Below are 15,980 nucleotides of genomic sequence, written 5' to 3'. Positions count from 1 at the left end.
GGCCTCGTTTTGGTTGATCGGTCCCGGGCGCGCTATGGTGGTCGGCGATCCACCGAAGACCGTCGGTCACCGAGAAATCGGTTGAAGGTCCGGGAACATCCCGGCGGCCCACGCAGGAGGACGAGGCAGTACCGCTGAGCCGAGCTCAGCAGTCTTTCACGCCCCGGCCGCATCCTGCGCCGGGGCGTTCGTGATTTTCACCGCAGCTTCGTTCGGGTGGAGCGCAACCACTACACATCAGGAGGCATGCATGGCCCGGGCTGACAAGGCCACTGCCGTTGCAGAGATCACCGAGCAGTTCAAGGCCTCGACTGCGACCGTCATCACCGAGTACCGCGGTCTGACCGTAGGCAACCTGGTCGATCTGCGCCGTTCGCTCGGCGACTCGGCCACCTACACCGTCGCCAAGAACACGCTGGTGAAGCGGGCCGCATCGGAAGCCGGCATCGAGGGTCTCGATGAGCTGTTCACCGGACCGACCGCGATCGCGTTCATCTCCGGTGAGCCGGTCGACGCCGCCAAGGCACTGAAGAAGTTCGCCAAGGACAACAAGTCCCTGGTGATCAAGGGCGGCTACATGGACGGCGCGCCGCTGTCCGTCGCGCAGGTCGAGCAGATCGCCGACCTGGAGTCCCGCGAGGTGCTGCTGGCCAAGCTGGCCGGTGCGATGAAGGCCAACCTGTCCAAGGCCGCGGGGCTGTTCAACGCTCCGGCTTCGCAGGTCGCTCGCCTGGCTGCGGCGCTGCAGGACAAGCGGGTCGCCGCGGGCGAGACCGCCGAGGCACCGGCCGCCGCCGAGGCGCCGGCCGCCGAGGCACCTGCCGAGACTGCTGAAGCCGCTGAGCCGGCAACCGAGACAACCGAATAACCACCCGAACAACCACTGGTTTCACAACCCATCAGGAAGGACGCCACATCATGGCAAAGCTGAGCACTGACGAACTGCTCGACGCGTTCAAGGAACTGACCCTGCTCGAGCTCTCCGAGTTCGTGAAGAAGTTCGAGGAGACCTTCGAGGTCACCGCGGCCGCTCCGGTCGCCGTCGCCGCGGCCCCGGCCGCCGGTGGTGGCGCTGCCGCCGAGGCCGCCGAGGAGCAGTCCGAGTTCGACGTCATCCTCGAGGGCGCCGGCGACAAGAAGATCGGCGTCATCAAGGTGGTCCGCGAGATCGTCTCCGGCCTGGGCCTCAAGGAAGCCAAGGACCTGGTCGACGGCGCCCCCAAGCCGCTGCTGGAGAAGGTCGCCAAGGAAGCCGCCGAGGAAGCCAAGGCCAAGCTCGAGGCTGCCGGCGCGACGGTCACCGTCAAGTAGTTTCCGCCTGACGCAGGCTGCGAAATCCCCCGAAGATCACCGATCTTCGGGGGATTTTCGTCGTGCAGTCGAACGTGCGGCGACGGCGGCTTGGGAGGCGGCCAGCGACTTGGGGTCGTCGCCGAGCGCGACCAGCTGCTGGAAGGCCAACGCGCCCAGCACCGGTCCGAGCGCGGCGTCCGGCGGGCCGAAGAAGCCGGCCAGCTCGAGCATCACGAACCCGTGCATCATGGTCCAGAACTGGCCGGCCACGGCCAGCACGGCCGCGTCCTCGTCGGCCGAATGCGCCGTGATCCGGCCGGCCTGCATGCAGCGGTGCACGTGGCGCACCAGATGCGCCAGGCTGGGATGCAGCACCCCGACCTCGGCGACCCCCAGCGCCAGCACGTCGCCGGCCGGCGCATTGATGCCGTGCGCGCTGGTGCTGCCGAACATCAACCGGTACAGGTGTGGCCGTTCGGTGGCGAACCGCCGATAGGCCATCCCGCACCACAGCAGGTCGGCCACCGGGTCGTCGCTGTCCGGGGAGTCCAGCGCGGCGTCGAACTGCCGCAGACCCTCCTGGGCGACCGCGGCGATCAGTTCGCGCATACCGCCGAAATGGGTGTAGACCGCCATCGTGGACGTGCTGGCCGCCGCGGCGACCTTGCGAGTTTGCAGTGCGTCCGGGCCGTGGTCATCGAGCAGACCGAGGGCTGCGCGCAGCAGGTCGGAACGCACATTGCGGGTAGCCGACGAAGTCATCGTTGCCAATCGTCTCACAACCGGCGTACTCTGCTAATAACGTCGTCATAACAAGGTTATACCTGCTGGAGGAGCCTCATGAGCACCATCGACGAACGCCCGGTGAAGACCAACCCGTATCTGTCCGGCTACCTGGCGCCGGTGGCCGCCGAGATCACCGCGGTCGACCTCGAAGTCACCGGCACCATCCCCACCCACCTCAATGGTCGCTACCTGCGTAATGGGCCCAATCCGGTCGCCGAAGTGGATCCCGCGACCTACCACTGGTTCGCCGGGGACGCCATGGTGCACGGGCTGGCGCTGAGCGACGGCGCGGCCCAGTGGTACCGCAACCGCTGGGTCCGCACTCCACGGGTGTCGCGCGCGCTGGGTGAGCCGACCGTGGGCGGTCTGGACCCGCGCGCCGGCATGATCGCCGTCGGGCCCAACACCAACGTGCTGCCCATCGGTGGCCAGACCACTGCCCTGGTCGAGGGCGGCGGTGCCTGCTATCGCCTGACCGACGAGTTGGACACCGTCGGGACCTGCGACTTCGACGGCACGCTGTACGGCGGCTACACCGCCCACCCGCACCGCGATCCCAAGACCGGCGAACTGCACGCGGTGTCGTACTCGTTTGCCCGCGGCCGCACCGTGCAGTACTCGGTGATCGACACCGCCGGTCGGGCCAAGCGCACGGTGGACATCGAGGTCGGCGGGGCGCCCATGATGCACGACTTCTCGTTGACCGACCGCTACGTGGTGATCTACGACCTGCCGGTGACCTTCGATCCGGCCGACGTGGTCCCGCGCACGGTGCCGACCTGGCTGCAGGCCCCGGCCCGGCTGGTGATGTCGGCGCTGGCCGGCCGGGTGCGGGTGCCCTCGCCGTTGGCCGCGCAGATCAACCGCCGGATCCCGCCGGTGAACTCGATGCCGTTCTCGTGGGACGAGAGCTATCCGGCCCGGATCGGCGTGCTGCCGCGCGACGGCGACAACGCCGACGTGCGCTGGTTCGACATCGAGCCGTGCTACGTCTTCCACCCGCTCAACGCCTACAGCGAACAGCGCGGCGGGCACGAGGTGCTGGTGCTCGACGTGCTGCGGCACGAGCGGATGTTCAGCACCGACCGCAACGGCCCCAGTGACGGGCATCCCACGCTGGACCGCTGGGAGATCAACCTGAGTACCGGCGCGGTGCACACCGAACGTCGCGACGACCGCGCGCAGGAGTTCCCCCGGATCAACGAGACGTTGACCGGGCTGCGGCACCGCTACGGCTACACCGTGGGTATCGAAGGTGCCTTCGACGGCGGGGACTCGACCGCCACCCGCACCGCGCTCTACAAGCAGGACTTCGACGCCGACAGCACGGCCAAGGCGGCGCTGGACGACGAACTGCTGATCGGCGAGATGTCGTTCGTGCCCAACCCGGGGGCGCAGGCCGAGGACGACGGCGTGTTGCTCGGGTTCGGCTACCACCGGGGCCGCGACGAGGGCCAACTGCTGATCCTGGACGCGCCGACGCTGGAAACCGTGGCGACCGTGCACTTGCCGCAGCGGGTGCCGATGGGCTTCCACGGCAACTGGTGCCCGGCTGAGGAATCTGGCACTAGCTGGGCGGGCGAACGAGGTCGTACGCTACAGTGACTCAAGCCACAGGCGTGCACTGACGCGTGGCTACTGGACTTATAGGGCGGAAGGATCTCGCGTGGGAATTGGCATCCAGGTAGAAGGACTCACCAAATCCTTCGGATCCCAGCGAATCTGGGAAGACGTCACGATGGACATCCCCGCGGGCGAGGTCAGCGTGCTCCTGGGCCCGTCCGGTACCGGTAAGTCGGTGTTCCTTAAGTCGCTGATCGGTCTGCTGCGCCCGGAGCGCGGCAAGATCATCGTGGACGGCACCGACATCATCCAGTGCTCGGCCAAGGAGCTCTACGAGATCCGCACCCTGTTCGGCGTGATGTTCCAGGACGGCGCGCTGTTCGGCTCGATGAACCTGTACGACAACACCGCCTTCCCCTTGCGTGAGCACACCAAGAAGAAGGAAAGCGAGATCCGCAACATCGTCATGGAGAAGCTGGACCTGGTGGGTCTGGCCGGTGACGAGAACAAGTTCCCCGGTGAGATCTCCGGCGGTATGCGCAAGCGTGCCGGCCTGGCCCGCTCGCTGGTGCTGGACCCGCAGATCATCCTCTGTGACGAGCCGGACTCCGGTCTGGACCCGGTCCGTACCGCCTACCTGAGCCAGTTGCTGATCGACATCAACGCGCAGATCGACTGCACCATCCTGATCGTGACGCACAACATCAACATCGCCCGCACCGTGCCGGACAACATGGGCATGCTGTTCCGCAAGCACCTGGTCATGTTCGGCCCCCGCGAGGTGCTGCTGACCAGCGACGAGCCGGTCGTCAAGCAGTTCCTCAACGGCCGCCGGATCGGTCCGATCGGTATGTCCGAGGAGAAGGACGAGACCACGATGGCCGAGGAGCAGGCGCACCTCGACGCGGGTCACCACGACGGCGGTGTCGAAGAGATCGAAGGCGTGCCGCCGCAGATCGTCCCGACCCCCGGCATGCCGGAGCGCAAGGGTGTGGCCCGTCGTCAGGCCCGGGTGCGCGAGATCCTGCACACCCTGCCGCCGGCCGCCCAAGAGGCCATCCGCGAGGAACTCGACCGCTCGGGCGCCCCGCAGCCGGTGCCCCAGTACGCCGAGCACACCACGGTGGAGACCACCACACCGGTCGCGGTGGACGCCGACGAGACGCCCACCACCACGATTCCCGTACAGCGGGAGGGCTGAGACGCGAGATGATGATCAGGGCCGAGCGGAGAGCTCGGCCCTGATTGCTGTCCGTCAACTTCTGGGGGAGCCCTCCGATGCACGTCGCCCTACCGCGGCATGAGCAGTTGCCCAACGGCGTCCTGCGCACCCACGGGGTTGCCGATCGCCGGCTGACCGATGCGCTGGCCTACGCCGAATTCCGGTGCAGCCCAACCATGTGGGTCGCGGTACTGCCGGGGCTGATCCTGCTGCCGATGATCGTGGGCAGCTCGCTGTTCGGTTTGGTGCTCGGGGGTCCGTCGACGTGGCAGTACCACACGGTGACCACCGTCGGTCTGCTGCTGGCGGCAGCGGTGCTCGCCGCAGTGCTGCTGCTCGGCCTGCCGGTGTTCGGGTCCATCGCCCGCGGGCGCTGGCGGTGGCGGCTCGAGCTGCCGCCGGGTACGCCGATATACGCCGACTTCGGTCCGGAATGGATCGGCACCGGGTGGAGCGGGACTTACCGTGCGGTTCAGCTGGTCCAGTTGCAGCGGGTGCGACGCATCGGGACCACGCTGGTGCTCAGTGGGGGCGGAAACACGGTGCTGTTGCCCTCGGTGTTGGTACCCGCCGACGTCGGCACCGAACTGCAGTCCGGGGCCTGGCGCGCGCGGCTGCGGAGACCGGTGCGCCAGCAGCTCCAACAGCTGCACCCGGCCGCGGCCCCGCCCCGGCACGGCGCAGATGCCGGGGTGCTGCACCTGCGGGCGACCGCGGATTCCGGGTTGGCCGCTCGGTTGGCGGCGGCCGCGAACCGCAGTCCGGCGATGCGCCGCGTGCTGTGGCTGATGCTGGTGATGCCGCTGGTGGCTCTGCTGCTGATGTGGGCCAAGAACGGTGGGCGGCTGGAACCCGCGGCGGTGCTGACGCTGGTGGCGGTATTCGGCTCCGGGGCCGCCGTGGTGGGCTACTTCGCGTGTTTCGGTACGGCGGCCAAGATGCGCGAACTGGTACCCGCCGGTGCGCCGATCTCCGCCGACTACGGTCCGGGCTGGGTGGGTGTGCGGCTCGGCAGTCACGTCCAGACCGCGCAGCTGGACCAGGTCAAGCGGATCGATGAGATCGATGGAATCTGGGTGCTGACGATGCGCGGCATGCAGCCCGGACTGGTCGTCCCGGCGGAGCTGGTACCGCCGCAGGTCCGGGCCGAGTGGGTGCAGCGCAGCCGCCCGTGAGTGCCGAACCCCGCAGATCGACGGCGCGTCACCTCTTGACGGACGGGCCTCGCTGGGTCAGTCTGTTGGGCAGCATGTTCGTAACGGATCAGTCGGGACGCCAGGCAGCGCTCAACCTCAGGGTTTACCGGGCCGAACATGTGGTTACCGAAGGGTAGTTGAGGAATGCGCGGTCCTGCGCTATCGTTGGACGTTGCGCTGGCTGCCTCCTGCCCATCTCTGCATTGACACCGTAGGTCTCTGATCTTCGTGGCGTGCCGTGGTTCAGGCTCAAGGGTCATCCAGCCGAACCGACGAAGATAGCGCGGCGATTAGGCCCCGATCAGGTGCCCGGTGAACCGCATGAGGTGCTGGAAGGATGCATCTTGGCAGTCTCTAGCCAGAGCAAGTCAGTAACCACCAACAACTCCGTCCCTGGAGCACCCAACCGAGTTTCCTTCGCGAAGCTGCGGGAACCGCTCGAGGTTCCCGGACTCCTCGATGTTCAGACCGAGTCCTTCGAATGGTTGGTCGGCGCCGAGAGCTGGCGCGAGCGTGCCCTGCAGCGCGGCGACGTCGCCCCCAAGGGTGGTCTCGAGGAAGTCCTCGATGAGCTGTCCCCGATCGAAGACTTCTCCGGCTCGATGTCGCTGAGCTTCTCCGACCCGCGCTTCGACGAGGTCAAGGCGCCGGTCGACGAGTGCAAAGACAAGGACATGACGTACGCGGCGCCGCTGTTCGTCACGGCCGAGTTCGTCAACAACAACACCGGTGAGATCAAGAGCCAGACGGTCTTCATGGGTGACTTCCCGATGATGACCGAGAAGGGCACCTTCATCATCAACGGCACCGAGCGTGTCGTGGTGAGCCAGCTGGTCCGCTCTCCGGGCGTGTACTTCGACCACTCCGTGGACAAGGGCACCGAGAAGGACCTGCACAGCGTCAAGGTGATCCCGGGCCGCGGCGCCTGGCTCGAGTTCGACGTGGACAAGCGCGACACCGTGGGCGTGCGCATCGACCGCAAGCGTCGTCAGCCGGTCACCACCCTGCTGCAGGCGCTGGGCTGGACCCGCGAGCAGATCCACGAGCGGTTCGGCTTCTCCGAGATCATGATGGCCACCCTGGAGAAGGATCCGAACTCCAACCAGGACGAGGCGTTGCTGGACATCTACCGCAAGCTGCGCCCGGGCGAGCCGCCCACCAAGGAGTCCGCGCAGACCCTGCTGGAGAACCTGTTCTTCAAGGAGAAGCGCTACGACCTGGCCCGGGTGGGCCGCTACAAGGTCAACAAGAAGCTGGGCCTGAACCTGGACCAGCCGGTGCAGTCCTCGGCGAACACGCTGACCGAAGAGGACATCGTCGCGACCATCGAGTACCTGGTGCGGCTGCACGAGGGCCAGACCACGATGACCGCCCCCGGCGGCTCCGAGGTTCCGGTCGAGGTCGACGACATCGACCACTTCGGCAACCGCCGGCTGCGCACCGTCGGTGAGCTGATCCAGAACCAGATCCGGGTCGGCCTGTCCCGCATGGAGCGCGTCGTGCGCGAGCGGATGACCACCCAGGACGTCGAGGCCATCACGCCGCAGACCCTGATCAACATCCGTCCCGTGGTGGCGGCGATCAAGGAGTTCTTCGGAACCAGCCAGCTGTCCCAGTTCATGGACCAGAACAACCCGCTGTCCGGACTGACCCACAAGCGCCGCCTCTCGGCGCTGGGCCCGGGCGGTCTGTCCCGTGAGCGCGCCGGCCTGGAGGTGCGCGACGTGCACGCCAGCCACTACGGCCGGATGTGCCCGATCGAGACCCCGGAAGGTCCGAACATCGGCCTGATCGGTTCGCTGTCGGTGTACGCCCGGGTCAACCCGTTCGGCTTCATCGAGACGCCCTACCGCAAGGTGATCGACGGCAAGGTCAGCGACCAGATCGACTACCTGACCGCCGACGAGGAAGACCGGCACGTGGTGGCGCAGGCCAACTCGCCGATCGACGACGAGGGTCGCTTCACCGAGGAACGTGTCCTGGTCCGCCGTAAGGGCGGCGAGGTCGAGTACGTGTCGTCGGCCGAGGTGGACTACATGGACGTCTCGCCGCGCCAGATGGTGTCGGTCGCGACGGCCATGATCCCGTTCCTCGAGCACGACGACGCCAACCGCGCCCTGATGGGTGCCAACATGCAGCGCCAGGCGGTTCCGCTGGTGCGCAGCGAGGCCCCGCTGGTCGGCACCGGTATGGAGTTGCGTGCCGCGATCGACGCCGGTGACGTCGTCGTCGCCGATAAGGCCGGCGTGATCGAAGAGGTCAGCGCCGACTACATCACGGTGATGGCCGACGACGGCACCCGGCAGACCTACCGGATGCGCAAGTTCGCCCGCTCCAACCACGGCACCTGCGCCAACCAGCGCCCGATCGTGGACGCCGGGCAGCGCGTGGAGGCCGGCCAGGTCGTCGCCGACGGGCCGTGCACCGAGAACGGCGAGATGGCCCTGGGCAAGAACCTGCTCGTGGCGATCATGCCGTGGGAGGGCCACAACTACGAGGACGCGATCATCCTGAGCCAGCGGCTCGTGGAAGAGGACGTGCTCACCTCGATCCACATCGAGGAACACGAGATCGATGCCCGCGACACCAAGCTGGGCGCCGAGGAGATCACCCGGGACATCCCGAACGTCTCCGACGAGGTGCTCGCCGATCTCGATGAGCGCGGCATCGTCCGGATCGGCGCCGAGGTCCGCGACGGCGACATCCTGGTCGGCAAGGTCACCCCGAAGGGCGAGACCGAGCTGACCCCGGAGGAGCGCCTGCTGCGTGCCATCTTCGGTGAGAAGGCCCGGGAGGTCCGCGACACCTCGCTGAAGGTGCCGCACGGCGAGTCCGGCAAGGTCATCGGCATCCGGGTGTTCTCCCGCGAGGACGACGACGAGTTGCCGGCCGGTGTCAACGAACTGGTCCGCGTCTACGTCGCGCAGAAGCGCAAGATCTCCGACGGTGACAAGCTGGCCGGCCGGCACGGCAACAAGGGCGTCATCGGCAAGATCCTGCCGATCGAGGACATGCCGTTCCTGCCGGACGGCACCCCGGTCGACATCATCCTGAACACCCACGGTGTGCCGCGCCGGATGAACATCGGCCAGATCCTGGAAACCCACCTCGGGTGGGTGGCCAAGACCGGCTGGAACATCGATGTCGCGGCGGGCGTCCCGGACTGGGCCGACAAGCTGCCCGAGCAGCTGTACAGCTCGGCGCCGGACACCAAGACCGCCACCCCGGTGTTCGACGGTGCCAAGGAGGCCGAACTGGCCGGGCTGCTGTCCTCGACGCTGCCCAACCGCGACGGCGAGGTCATGGTCGACGGCGACGGCAAGGCCGTGCTCTACGACGGCCGCAGCGGCGAACCGTTCCCGTACCCGGTGACGGTCGGCTACATGTACATCCTCAAGCTGCACCACCTGGTGGACGACAAGATCCACGCCCGCTCGACCGGTCCGTACTCGATGATCACCCAGCAGCCGCTGGGCGGTAAGGCGCAGTTCGGTGGTCAGCGGTTCGGCGAGATGGAGTGCTGGGCCATGCAGGCCTACGGCGCCGCCTACACGCTGCAGGAGCTGCTGACCATCAAGTCCGACGACACCGTCGGCCGGGTCAAAGTGTACGAGGCGATCGTCAAGGGCGAGAACATCCCCGAACCCGGTATCCCGGAGTCGTTCAAGGTGTTGCTCAAGGAACTGCAGTCGCTGTGCCTCAACGTCGAGGTGCTCTCCAGCGACGGTGCCGCGATCGAGATGCGCGACGGCGACGACGAAGACCTGGAGCGCGCTGCGGCGAACCTGGGCATCAACCTGTCGCGCAACGAATCCGCGTCCGTCGAGGACCTCGCCTAGTCATCCGCTATGAGCGCTTGCCCCACGAACCGACAAGCGCGCCAATCCCGCAAGGGGAAAGGGAGTTTACGTGCTAGACGTCAACTTCTTCGATGAACTCCGCATCGGTCTGGCCACCGCGGACGACATCCGGAACTGGTCCTTCGGCGAGGTCAAGAAGCCGGAGACGATCAACTACCGCACGCTCAAGCCGGAGAAGGACGGCCTGTTCTGCGAGAAGATCTTCGGACCGACTCGCGACTGGGAGTGCTACTGCGGCAAGTACAAGCGCGTCCGGTTCAAGGGCATCATCTGTGAGCGCTGCGGGGTTGAGGTGACCCGGGCCAAGGTGCGCCGCGAGCGGATGGGCCACATCGAGCTGGCCGCGCCGGTCACGCACATCTGGTACTTCAAGGGTGTGCCGAGCCGGTTGGGTTACCTGCTCGACCTGGCCCCGAAGGATCTGGAAAAGATCATCTACTTCGCGGCCTACGTGATCACCTCGGTCGACGACGAGATGCGGCACAACGAGCTGTCCACGCTCGAAGCCGAGATGGTGGTCGAGAAGAAGGCCGTCGAGGATCAGCGCGACGCCGACCTGGAGGCTCGGGCCCAGAAGCTCGAAGCCGACCTCAAGGAGCTCGAGGACGAGGGCGCCAAGTCCGACGTCAAGCGCAAGGTGCGCGACGGCGGCGAGCGCGAGATGCGTCAGCTCCGCGACCGCGCCCAGCGTGAGCTGGACCGGCTCGACGAGATCTGGACCACCTTCACCAAGCTGGCCCCCAAGCAGCTGATCGTCGACGAGAACCTGTACCGCGAGCTGGTGGACCGCTACGGCGAGTACTTCACCGGCGCGATGGGTGCCGAGTCGATCCAGAAGCTGATCGAAACCTTCGACATCGACGCCGAAGCCGAGTCGCTGCGCGACGTGATCAAGAACGGCAAGGGCCAGAAGAAGCTGCGGGCGCTCAAGCGGCTCAAGGTCGTCGCGGCCTTCCAGCAGTCCGGCAACTCGCCGATGGGCATGGTGCTCGACGCCGTCCCGGTGATCCCGCCGGAGCTGCGTCCGATGGTTCAGCTCGACGGTGGCCGGTTTGCCACCTCCGACCTGAACGATCTGTACCGCCGCGTGATCAACCGCAACAACCGGCTCAAGCGACTGATCGACCTCGGCGCGCCCGAGATCATCGTCAACAACGAGAAGCGCATGCTGCAGGAGTCGGTGGACGCGCTGTTCGACAACGGCCGTCGTGGCCGGCCCGTCACCGGGCCGGGCAACCGTCCGCTCAAGTCGCTGTCGGATCTGCTCAAGGGCAAGCAGGGCCGGTTCCGGCAGAACCTGCTCGGTAAGCGCGTCGACTACTCGGGCCGTTCGGTCATCGTGGTCGGCCCGCAGCTCAAGCTGCACCAGTGTGGTCTGCCCAAGCTGATGGCGCTCGAGCTGTTCAAGCCGTTCGTGATGAAGCGGCTGGTCGACCTGAACCACGCGCAGAACATCAAGAGCGCCAAGCGCATGGTGGAGCGGCAGCGTCCGCAGGTGTGGGACGTCCTCGAAGAGGTCATCGGCGAGCACCCGGTGCTGCTGAACCGTGCCCCCACGTTGCACCGCCTGGGTATTCAGGCCTTCGAGCCGCAGCTGGTGGAGGGCAAGGCCATCCAGCTGCACCCGCTGGTGTGTGAGGCGTTCAACGCCGACTTCGACGGTGACCAGATGGCCGTGCACCTGCCGTTGAGCGCAGAGGCCCAGGCCGAGGCGCGCATCCTGATGCTGTCTTCCAACAACATCTTGTCGCCGGCGTCGGGCAAGCCGCTGGCCATGCCGCGTCTGGACATGGTCACCGGGCTGTACTACCTGACCACCGAGATCGAGGGCGCCGAGGGTGCCTACGTTCCGGCGGCCAAGGATGCCCCCGAGACCGGTGTGTACTCCAGCCCGGCCGAGGCCATCATGGCGATGGACCGCGGCGCGCTGAGCGTGCGGGCCCGGATCAAGGTCCGGCTCAGCGATCTGCGTCCGCCGGCCGAGCTGGAAGCCGAGCTGTTCCCGGAGGGCTGGCAGCCCGGTCAGTCCTGGACCACCGAGACCACGCTGGGTCGGGTGCTGTTCAACGAGCTGCTGCCGAAGGGCTATCCCTTCGTCAACAAGCAGATGCACAAGAAGGTGCAGGCTTCGATCATCAACGATCTGGCCGAGCGCTTCCCGATGATCGTGGTCGCCCAGACCGTCGACAAGCTCAAGGACGCCGGCTTCTACTGGGCCACCCGTTCGGGCGTGACGGTCTCGATGGCCGACGTGTTGGTGCCGCCGCAGAAGTCCGAGATCCTGGACCGCTACGAGAAGGAAGCCGACGGGATCGAGAAGAAGTACCAGCGCGGCGCGCTCAACCACGACGAGCGCAACGAGGCCCTGGTCAAGATCTGGCAGCGGGCCACAGAAGAGGTCGGTGACGCGCTGGAGGCTTACTACCCGGACGACAACCCGATCACGTTGCTGCCCAAGTCGGGTGCCACCGGCAACATGACGCAGGTGCGCAACCTGGCCGGCATGAAGGGTCTGGTGACCAACCCGAAGGGTGAGTTCATCCCGCGTCCGATCAAGTCCTCGTTCCGCGAGGGCCTGACGGTGTTGGAGTACTTCATCAACACGCACGGCGCGCGTAAGGGTCTGGCCGACACCGCGCTGCGGACCGCCGACTCGGGTTACCTGACCCGTCGTCTGGTGGACGTCAGCCAGGACGTCATCGTGCGCGAGCACGACTGCGGCACCGAGCGCGGCATCTCGGTGACCATCGCCGACGTGCAGCCCGACGGCAGCCTGATCCGGCATCCGCACGTCGAGACCAGCGCCTACGCGCGCACCCTGGCCACCGACGCCGTCGACGCCGACGGCAACGTGGTGGTCGAGGCCGGTCACGATCTCGGTGACCCGGCGATCGACGCGCTGCTGGCCGCCGGCGTCAACTCGGTGCGGGTGCGTTCGGTGCTGACCTGTGGTTCCGGCAACGGTGTGTGCGCGCTGTGCTACGGCCGTTCGATGGCCACCGGCAAGCTGGTCGACATCGGCGAGGCGGTCGGCATCGTGGCCGCGCAGTCCATCGGTGAGCCCGGCACGCAGCTGACCATGCGTACCTTCCACCAGGGTGGTGTGACCGGTGGCGCCGACATCGTCGGTGGTCTGCCGCGGGTGCAGGAACTGTTCGAGGCCCGCGTGCCGCGCAACCGTGCGCCGATCGCGGACGTCACCGGGCGGGTCCAGCTGGAGGAGAGCGACAAGTTCTACAAGATCACCATCGTTCCCGACGACGGGTCCGAGGAGGTCGTGTACGACAAGCTGCCGCGCCGTCAGCGCCTGCGGGTGTTCAAGCACGAGGACGGCTCCGAGCGTCCGCTGACCGACGGCGACCACGTCGAGGTCGGGCAGCAGCTGATGGAAGGCTCGGCCGACCCGCACGAGGTGCTGCGCGTGATGGGGCCGCGTGAGGTGCAGGTGCACCTGGTCAACGAGGTCCAGGAGGTCTACCGGGCCCAGGGCGTGTCGATCCACGACAAGCACATCGAGGTGATCGTCCGGCAGATGCTGCGCCGGGTGACCATCATCGACTCGGGCTCCACCGAGTTCCTGCCCGGTTCGCTGACCGAGCGCAGCGAGTTCGAGTCCGAGAACCGTCGCGTGGTGACCGAGGGTGGCGAGCCCGCCGCCGGACGTCCGGTGCTGATGGGTATCACCAAGGCATCGCTGGCCACCGATTCGTGGCTGTCGGCGGCGTCGTTCCAGGAGACCACCCGCGTGCTGACCGATGCGGCGATCAACTGCCGCAGCGACAAGCTGCAGGGTCTGAAGGAGAACGTGATCATCGGCAAGCTGATCCCGGCCGGTACCGGCATCAACCGGTACCGCAACATCCAGGTTCAGCCCACCGAGGAGGCCCGCGCAGCGGCGTACACGATCCCGTCCTACGAGGATCAGTACTACAGCCCGGACTTCGGTCAGGCCACCGGCGCTGCGGTGCCGCTGGACGATTACGGATACTCCGACTACCGGTAGTCGACAACGAAGAAGCCCCCGCCGCGTGCGGGGGCTTTTTCGTGCACGGACACCCGAGCCCACCGGTCTAGGCTCGGTAACCGTGACGACCGACAGCCGCAGACCGTCGTGGCGGGACCGGCTCGCGTCGGTCGGTTTCGGCATCGCGGTGGCGCTGCTGATCGGGGCGGCCGCGTTGACCGCGTGGGGGTTGTGGGCCGCCTCGACCCCGGTGCTGTCCGCCGAACCGCCGCGGCAGGTCGCCGACAGTTCGGTGACCGGTACCGGTTGGCTGGTGCTGATCGGAAGTCTCGGGCTGCTGGTCGGCATCTTCGTGGACCGCCGCGATCCCGCGGAATACTCGGCCGCCGGCGGTGTGACGACGCTGGTGGCTGCGGTGGTCGGGGTGGTTCTGGCGGCGGTCGGTTGGAATCTGCCGGCGCGTACCGAGTTCCTGTCGACCCACCTGCCGGCCACCGGGCAGGCCCCGGCGGTGCTGCTGGGCTGGCTGCTGGCCCTGGCCGGCTGCGGCACCGCTTTCGTGCTGGGCTGGCTGATGACCGTCGACGGTCTGCCGGCACCCCGCGGTCCGGTGCTGGTCGGCGCGCTGCTCGGGCTGATCGCGGTGTTGGTGGGCGTGACGACGGCGGTGCGACTCGGTGACGATGCCCGGCACATCGATGCGACCACGGCCGCCGCGCTCGACGCCCCGGTAGTGCCGGATCGGTTGGGGGAGCGCCGATTTACGCTGGCCGCACCGGCCGGCGTGGAGCGCGCCGTCGACGGATCACCGCCGTGGCTGGCTGCCGGCGGCGCGGGCTTCATCATGCTGCGCGACGGCGGTGTGCGGGCCTACGACGATGCGGGCAACGAACGCTGGCATTACCTGCGCACCGGTCCGGACGGGATGCAGACCGCCGCGATGTCCGTGTACGACGACGGACGCACGGTCGTGCTGTGGTACGGCGACGGCGCCTTCGGTGGTCAGCTGGTCAACCGTGTGCTGGCCTTGGACGCGATGACCGGCGAAATCCTTTGGCAGAAAGACGATCCGGACCACACCTACTGGTATCGGCCGCCGACGCAGCTGGCGGGGCACCCGCAGTTCGTGATCGTCGAAGACGGCCGGCTCCGGTGGAGCCGGATCGACACCCGCACCGGCGAGCGCAGCTGGTCGGTCGACCTGCCCACCGGCTGCCCGTACGAGGCCGCGGTGACCCGCGCCCGGGTCTCCTACGTCAGGGGCTGCGCGGACGGTGCGGACGCGGTGCTGACCTTGGTGTCGCTGGACGCCGAGACCGGGGAAACCGTGCTGGAGCAGGAGGTCGGGCGCCGGCCGCTGGTCGAGGACCCGGCCACCCCGCTGCAGGGCGCCTGGGAGATCGACGTGACCGTCGACCCGGGCAGCGACGAGGCACTGCCCTTCAGCGATGGGGCGCAGTGGCGCACCGCGAACCTGATCACCGGTGCGGTCACCCCGCTCGACCGGCAGCCGGTGCGCTTCCGCGGCGACCCGGGCCCGGATCTGGCGGTCGCGGCACCGTATCCGGCCGAGCGGATCGAGCTGCACACCGGGCCCAGTGCTGTGTTCCGGTGCGCCATCCCGACCGACAGCTGGCAGGGCAAGCCGATCGCCTGGCTCGGCGAGCAGGCGGTGCTGCTGACCGCACCCACCGACATCGCGGCGTTCTCGCGGTCGGATTGCGCGCCGGGGCCTCGGTATTCGGTGACCGAAGGGGAGCTGGTGGCGGTCATGCCGGCGCCCGGTGTGCTGCTGGCAGTGCGGGTGCGCGACGGCCACACCTTTATCGACGGCTACGCAGCCGGTCGCTGAGTCCGCCGACGGCTGCGCCGACCAGCGCGCCGACCGTCACCCACCACCACTGGCCGGCCATCGTGGCCAGCACCGTCCCGAAGATCACGCCGAAGATCAGCGCCAGATAGAACCGGTTGCTCGTCTTCTTCGTCTTGGTCATGCCCTTCAACGGTAGCGACGGCCGCCGCCGGTGTCGCGCAGACGAACCGGCGGTGATCAGCTGGTGAACTATGCTCAGGCCAAGCCAGGGTCGGCTCGCCGA

The 15,980-nt window shown here is 67.6% G+C and carries 10 protein-coding genes; 8 read left to right on the top strand and 2 right to left on the bottom strand.

The window, feature by feature from the left end:
- The first annotated feature begins 250 nt into the window (after nucleotides 1-250).
- Nucleotides 251-868: a 50S ribosomal protein L10 gene (gene rplJ / locus AC5Y3P_RS20815; RefSeq protein ID WP_500047837.1), complete on the top strand. Its 618-nt coding sequence runs from the start codon at nucleotides 251-253 to the stop codon at nucleotides 866-868.
- Nucleotides 869-918: 50 nt separating this feature from the next.
- Nucleotides 919-1,311: a 50S ribosomal protein L7/L12 gene (gene rplL / locus AC5Y3P_RS20810; RefSeq protein WP_500047836.1), complete on the top strand. Its 393-nt coding sequence runs from the start codon at nucleotides 919-921 to the stop codon at nucleotides 1,309-1,311.
- Between the two features lie 36 nt (nucleotides 1,312-1,347).
- Here rplL and AC5Y3P_RS20805 read toward each other — a convergent pair whose 3' ends face one another.
- On the bottom strand, nucleotides 1,348-2,064 hold the full coding sequence (locus tag AC5Y3P_RS20805; RefSeq protein ID WP_500047835.1) for a TetR/AcrR family transcriptional regulator: 717 nt from the start codon (nucleotides 2,062-2,064) through the stop codon (nucleotides 1,348-1,350).
- A 69-nt stretch (nucleotides 2,065-2,133) separates the two neighbouring features.
- On the opposite strand from AC5Y3P_RS20805, the gene AC5Y3P_RS20800 reads away from it, so the two are divergent.
- The 6 genes from AC5Y3P_RS20800 (at nucleotide 2,134) to AC5Y3P_RS20775 (ending at nucleotide 15,736) form a co-directional block, all read left to right on the top strand.
- The gene (locus AC5Y3P_RS20800) at nucleotides 2,134-3,684 is read left to right on the top strand and encodes a carotenoid oxygenase family protein (protein ID WP_500047834.1); all 1,551 of its coding nucleotides are present in this window, start codon (nucleotides 2,134-2,136) and stop codon (nucleotides 3,682-3,684) included.
- Nucleotides 3,685-3,745: 61 nt separating this feature from the next.
- The gene (locus tag AC5Y3P_RS20795) at nucleotides 3,746-4,843 is read left to right on the top strand and encodes an ABC transporter ATP-binding protein (RefSeq protein WP_500047833.1); all 1,098 of its coding nucleotides are present in this window, start codon (nucleotides 3,746-3,748) and stop codon (nucleotides 4,841-4,843) included.
- Between the two features lie 77 nt (nucleotides 4,844-4,920).
- On the top strand, nucleotides 4,921-6,039 hold the full coding sequence (locus AC5Y3P_RS20790; RefSeq protein ID WP_500047832.1) for a hypothetical protein: 1,119 nt from the start codon (nucleotides 4,921-4,923) through the stop codon (nucleotides 6,037-6,039).
- Nucleotides 6,040-6,386: 347 nt separating this feature from the next.
- Nucleotides 6,387-9,899 (top strand): DNA-directed RNA polymerase subunit beta, encoded by a 3,513-nt coding sequence (gene rpoB, locus AC5Y3P_RS20785; RefSeq protein WP_500047846.1) that lies wholly within the window; start codon nucleotides 6,387-6,389, stop codon nucleotides 9,897-9,899.
- A 70-nt stretch (nucleotides 9,900-9,969) separates the two neighbouring features.
- Nucleotides 9,970-13,923, top strand: a complete 3,954-nt coding sequence (locus AC5Y3P_RS20780; RefSeq protein WP_500047831.1) for a DNA-directed RNA polymerase subunit beta' — start codon at nucleotides 9,970-9,972, stop codon at nucleotides 13,921-13,923.
- Nucleotides 13,924-14,005: 82 nt separating this feature from the next.
- Nucleotides 14,006-15,736 (top strand): outer membrane protein assembly factor BamB family protein, encoded by a 1,731-nt coding sequence (locus AC5Y3P_RS20775; RefSeq protein ID WP_500047830.1) that lies wholly within the window; start codon nucleotides 14,006-14,008, stop codon nucleotides 15,734-15,736.
- Here the strand turns inward: AC5Y3P_RS20775 and AC5Y3P_RS20770 are convergent.
- Nucleotides 15,708-15,878, bottom strand: coding sequence for a hypothetical protein (locus tag AC5Y3P_RS20770; protein WP_500047829.1), 171 nt, complete (start codon nucleotides 15,876-15,878; stop codon nucleotides 15,708-15,710). The genes AC5Y3P_RS20775 and AC5Y3P_RS20770 overlap by 29 nt on opposite strands.
- Nucleotides 15,879-15,980: the final 102 nt, after the last annotated feature.

Source organism: Mycobacterium sp. NGS45, from assembly GCF_059812645.1.
The sequence above is the reverse complement of the archived record's forward strand: the minus strand, read 5'-3'. Positions and strand labels throughout refer to the sequence as shown.

What these genes read in the sequence shown, in the direction of transcription:
- rplJ (WP_500047837.1), top strand. Translation starts at nt 251, where the DNA reads ATGGCCCGGGCTGACAAGGCCACTGCCGTTGCAGAGATCACCGAGCAG.
- rplL (WP_500047836.1), top strand. Translation starts at nt 919, where the DNA reads ATGGCAAAGCTGAGCACTGACGAACTGCTCGACGCGTTCAAGGAACTG.
- AC5Y3P_RS20800 (WP_500047834.1), top strand. Translation starts at nt 2,134, where the DNA reads ATGAGCACCATCGACGAACGCCCGGTGAAGACCAACCCGTATCTGTCC.
- AC5Y3P_RS20790 (WP_500047832.1), top strand. Translation starts at nt 4,921, where the DNA reads ATGCACGTCGCCCTACCGCGGCATGAGCAGTTGCCCAACGGCGTCCTG.
- AC5Y3P_RS20770 (WP_500047829.1), bottom strand. Translation starts at nt 15,878, where the DNA reads ATGACCAAGACGAAGAAGACGAGCAACCGGTTCTATCTGGCGCTGATC.